Below are 4,922 nucleotides of genomic sequence, written 5' to 3'. Positions count from 1 at the left end.
GCGTCCCGCTCGACCGGACAGCTCATACACCGCGGCCCGCCCCTGCCCCGCCCCAGCTCGCTCCCCGGGATCTCGATCACCTCGACGCCCTGTTTACGCAGGTGGGTGTTTGTCGTCGCGTTCCTCTCGTACGCGACGACGACCCCCGGCTCCACGCACAGCACGTTGCAGCCGTCGTCCCACTGCTCGCGCTCCGCCGCGTGCACGTCCTGCGTCGCCGTCAGCACCCGGATCTCGTTCAGGCCGAGCGCCGCCGCGATGGCCCGGTGCATGTGCTCCGGCGGATGGTCGGTGACCTTCAGCTCCTTGTCCCCGACGCCGGGTTCGATCGTGTACGACCTGAGCATGCCGAGCCCCGCGTACTGCGTGAACGTGTCGCCGTCGACCATCGTCATCACCGTGTCGAGGTGCATGAACGCGCGGCCCTTCGGCATGTCCAGCGCCACGATCGTCTCCGCCGAGCCCGCCGCGAACAGCTTGTGCGCGAGCATCTCGACGGCCTGCGGGGTGGTCCGCTCGCTCATCCCGATCAGGACGGCGCCGTTGCCGATGACGAGGACGTCACCGCCCTCGATGGTCGACGGATAGTCGGCCTGCCCCTCCGACCAGACGTGGAAACGCTCGTCCCGGAACAGCGGATGGTGCCGGTAGATCGCCTCGAAGTGCACGGTCTCGCGCTGCCGCGCCGGCCACCGCATCGCGTTGATGGAGACACCGTCGTAGATCCAGGCGGACGTGTCCCGCGTGAAGAGGTGGTTCGGCAGCGGGCCGAGCAGGAAGTCGTCCAGCTCCATGACATGGAACCGCACGGAGGTCGGCTCGGGATGCGCCTCCAGGAACTCCCGCTTGGTCATCCCGCCCACCAGCAGCTCGGCGAGTTCGGCCGACGGCAGCGTCTCGAAGGAGGCTCTCAGATGGTCGGTGGCGAGCGGCCCGTACTCCTTCTCGTCGAAGACGCGGTCGAGTACGAGGGTCCGCGCGGCCGGGATCGCGAGCGTCTCGGCGAGCAGGTCGCCGAACAGGTGCACGGCGACGCCCCGGTCCCGCAGCACGTCCGCGAACCCGTCGTGCTCGGCCCTGGCGCGCCGGACCCAGAGGAGGTCGTCGAAGAGAAGGGCGTCCTTGTTGGTGGGCGTGAGCCTCTTGAGCTCCAGATCGGGCCGGTGCAGGATGACCCGGCGCAACCGCCCGGCTTCGGAGTCGACGTGGAATGCCATGTCTCCATCCTGACCTTCGGGGAGCCGGTTCACCCCGTTTCCCGGGGGTCTTTCTGCCCAGGAACCGCGACAGAAAGACCCCCTCGCCTCACAGCCTCGGGTCCACCGGCTCCGACTCCAGGGCCAGGACCCCGAACACCGGCTCGTGGACGCGCCACAGCGGCTCGCCCTCCGCGAGGCGGTCCAGGGCTTCGAGGCCGAGGACGTACTCGCGGATCGCCAGGGAACGCTTGTGGTTCAGGAAGCGGCTCCGCAGGCGCGACAGCTGGTCGGGGCGGGTGTACTCCGGACCGTAGATGATCCGCAGGTACTCGCGGCCCCGGACCTTGATCCCGGGCTGGACCAGGCGGCCCTCCCCGTCGCGGACCACCGCTCCGAGCGGCTTGACCACCATGCCCTCGCCGCCCGCGCCGGTCATCTCCAGCCACCAGTCGACGCCCGCCCGGACCGACTCGGGGTCGGCCGTGTCGACGTACAGGCGGCGCGTGGTCTGGAGCAGGCCCGTCGGGTCGTGCTCCACCAGCCGGTCCAGCAGGGCGAGTTGCTCGTCGTGCGGGAGCGCGGCGAGGCTGCGGCCCTGGACCGCGAGGAACTGGAACGGCGCCAGGCGGACGCCGTCCAGGCCCTCGGTGGGCCAGCAGTAACGCCGGTACGCGTCGGTGAACGCCGAGGCGTCGGCGGCGCGTTCACGCTGCCGGGTGAGCAACTCGCCGACGTCCACGCCGCGTCCGGCCGCCTTCGCCAACGCGTCCAGCGCGCCCGGGAACACCGCCCCGGAGGCCGCGCCGACAGCGGCGTACTGGGACCGCAGCAGCCCGGTCGCCTTCAGCGACCACGGCATCAACTCGGCGTCCAGCAACAGCCAGTCGGTCTCCAGGGACTCCCACAGACCGGCCGCGTCGGCCGCCGCCCGGACCCGGCCGAGGATCTCCTCGGTGACCGTCTCGTCGTCGAAGAACGGACGCCCGGTACGGGTGTAGAGCGAACCGGTGGGCCCGTCCACCCCGAACCGCTTGCGCGCCGCCTCCGCGTCCCGGCAGACCAGGACGACCGCCCGCGACCCCATGTGCTTCTCCTCGCACACGACCCGCTGGACCCCGCCCTCGGCGTACTGCGCGAACGCCTCCGCCGGGTGCTCCAGGTACCCCTCGGCACGGGAGGTCGCCGTCGGCGCCATGGTCGGCGGGAGGTACGGCAGCAGCCTCGGGTCGATCGCGAACCGGCTCATCACCTCAAGGGCCGCCGCCGCGTTCTCCTCACGGACGGAGACCCGCGAGGACCCCTCGTACCGGGTCGTGACGATCCGCCGCCCGTGCACGTCGGCGAGGTCCAGCGGACGGCCGTCGTGGCCGCCCGGCGCCTCGGAGCGCAGCGGCTTCACCGGCTCGTACCAGACCTTCTCGGCGGGTACGTCGACGAGTTCGCGCTCCGGCCAGCGCAGCGCGGTCAGCTTGCCGCCGAACACCGCGCCGGTGTCCAGGCAGATGGTGTTGTTGAGCCAGGTCGCCTCGGGGACCGGCGTGTGCCCGTAGACGACGGCCGCGCTCCCCCGGTAGTCCTCGGCCCACGGGTACCGCACCGGCAGCCCGAACTCGTCGGTCTCCCCGGTGGTCTCCCCGTACAGCGCGTGCGAGCGGACCCGCCCCGACGTACGGCCGTGGTAGTGCTCGGGCAGCCCGGCGTGGCAGACGACGAGCTTCCCGCCGTCCAGGACGTAGTGGCTGACGAGCCCGTCGATGAACTTCCGTACCTCGGCGACGAATTCCTCGCTCTCACCCGCCATCTGCTCGATGGTCTCGGCGAGCCCGTGGGTGTGCTGGACCTTGCGGCCCTTGAGGTGACGGCCGTACTTGTTCTCGTGGTTGCCCGGCACGCACAGCGCGTTCCCGGACTTCACCATCGACATGACGCGCCGCAGCACCCCCGGGCTGTCCGGACCCCGGTCGACGAGGTCGCCCACGAACACGGCGGTACGGCCCTGCGGGTGCACCCCGTCGACGTACCCCAACGTGCCGAGCAGCGACTCCAGTTCGCTCGCGCAGCCGTGGATGTCACCGACGATGTCGAAGGGTCCGGTGAGGTGCGTGAGGTCGTTGAACCGCTTCTCGGTGCGTACGGTCGCGGCGTCGATCTCCTCCACGCCGCGCAGGACGTGCACCTTGCGGAAGCCCTCGCGCTCCAAGTGCCGCAGGGAGCGCCGCAGTTCGCCGATGTGCCGTTTGATGACCCGGCGCGGCATGTCGGCGCGGTCGGTGCGGGCCGCGTTGCGCTCGGCGCACACCTCCTCGGGGACGTCGAGGACGATCGCGATCGGCAGGACGTCGAACTTCCGTGCCAGCTCGACGAGTTGGCGGCGGGCGTCGGGCTGGACGCTGGTCGCGTCGACGACCGTGCGGCGGCCCGCGGCGAGGCGCTTGCCGGCGATGTAGTGCAGGACGTCGAAGGCGTCCTTGGAGGCGCTCTGGTCGTTCTCGTCGTCGGAGACCAGGCCCCGGCAGAAGTCGGAGGAGATGATCTCGGTGCGCTTGAAGTGGCGGGCGGCGAAGGTGGACTTGCCCGAGCCGGAGGCGCCGACGAGGACGACGAGGGACAGGTCGGTGACGGGGAGTTCGCGTCCCCTGGTGTGCTGCTCGGTCATGCCGCGTTCGCCTCCTTCTCGGTTTCAGTCTTCTGCGTGAACGTCGCCATCTGGGTCGGCGGGCCGACCTCGGGGTCCTCGGGGCCGATCGGCGTGAACTCGACGTCGTAGCCGTGTCGTTCGGCGACCGTGCCGGCCCAGGCGCGGAACTCCTCGCGGGTCCACTCGAAGCGGTGGTCGCCGTGCCGGACGTGCCCGGCGGGGAGCGTCTCCCAGCGGACGTTGTACTCGACGTTCGGCGTCGTCACGAGGACCGTGCGGGGGCGCGCCGCGCCGAACACCGCGTACTCCAGGGCGGGCAGGCGCGGCAGGTCGAGGTGCTCGATCACCTCGCTGAGCACGGCCGCGTCGTACCCCTTGAGCTGCTTGTCGGTGTAGGCCAGCGAGCCCTGGCGCAGGGTGACCCGGGACGCCTGGCGTTCGCCCATGCGGTCCAGCTTGAGGCGGCGGGCGGCGGTGGTGAGGGCGCGCACGGACACGTCGAGGCCGACGATCTCCGTGAACCGGACGTCCTTCAGCAGTTCCTTCACCAACTCGCCCTGGCCGCAGCCCAGGTCGAGGACGCGGGACGCCTGCGCGGCGCGCAGTGCGGCGAGGATCGCCTCGCGGCGCTGGACGGCCAGCGGGGTCGGCTTCTCCTCCGCCTCCGCCTCCGTCTCCGGCTCGACCGCGTTGTCGATCTCCTCGACCTCGCTGTCGTCGGTCTCCGCGAGGCGGACCAGTTCGAGGCGCTCCAGGGCCTCCCGGGTCAGGGACCAGCGCCGGGACAGGTAGCGGCTGGTGATGAGCTTCTGCTCCGGGTGCTCGGCGAGCCAGCCCTCGCCGGCCCGCAGCAGCTTGTCGACCTCCTCGGAGGTGACCCAGTAGTGCTTGGCGTCGTCGAGGACCGGGAGCAGGACGTACAGGTGCCGCAGCGCCTCCGAGAGCGTCAGCTCCTCGGACTCCAGGACGAGCCGGACGTACCGCGAGTCGCCCCACTCCGGGAACTCGGCGTCCAGCGCGACCGGTTCGGCGGTGACGGTCCAGCCGAGCGGCTCGAAGAGGTCCCGGACGAGGGCGGCGCCGCC

General features: G+C 71.2%; 3 protein-coding genes. All 3 read right to left on the bottom strand.

Annotated elements, in window-relative coordinates:
- A partial coding sequence (locus AOK24_RS29965; RefSeq protein WP_055723174.1) for an arginine deiminase occupies positions 1 to 1,217 on the bottom strand: 1,217 nt, incomplete at its 3' end.
- An 88-nt stretch (positions 1,218 to 1,305) separates the two neighbouring features.
- The gene (locus tag AOK24_RS29960; protein WP_055723173.1) at positions 1,306 to 3,855 is read right to left on the bottom strand and encodes a polynucleotide kinase-phosphatase; all 2,550 of its coding nucleotides are present in this window, start codon (positions 3,853 to 3,855) and stop codon (positions 1,306 to 1,308) included.
- On the bottom strand, positions 3,852 to 4,922 hold a 1,071-nt coding region (locus AOK24_RS29955; RefSeq protein ID WP_055723172.1), incomplete at its 5' end, for a 3' terminal RNA ribose 2'-O-methyltransferase Hen1. The genes AOK24_RS29960 and AOK24_RS29955, both read right to left, overlap by 4 nt.

This window comes from Streptomyces niveiscabiei (genome assembly GCF_001419795.1).
In the GTDB taxonomy this organism is placed as follows: domain Bacteria; phylum Actinomycetota; class Actinomycetes; order Streptomycetales; family Streptomycetaceae; genus Streptomyces; species Streptomyces niveiscabiei.
The sequence above is the reverse complement of the archived record's forward strand: the minus strand, read 5'-3'. Positions and strand labels throughout refer to the sequence as shown.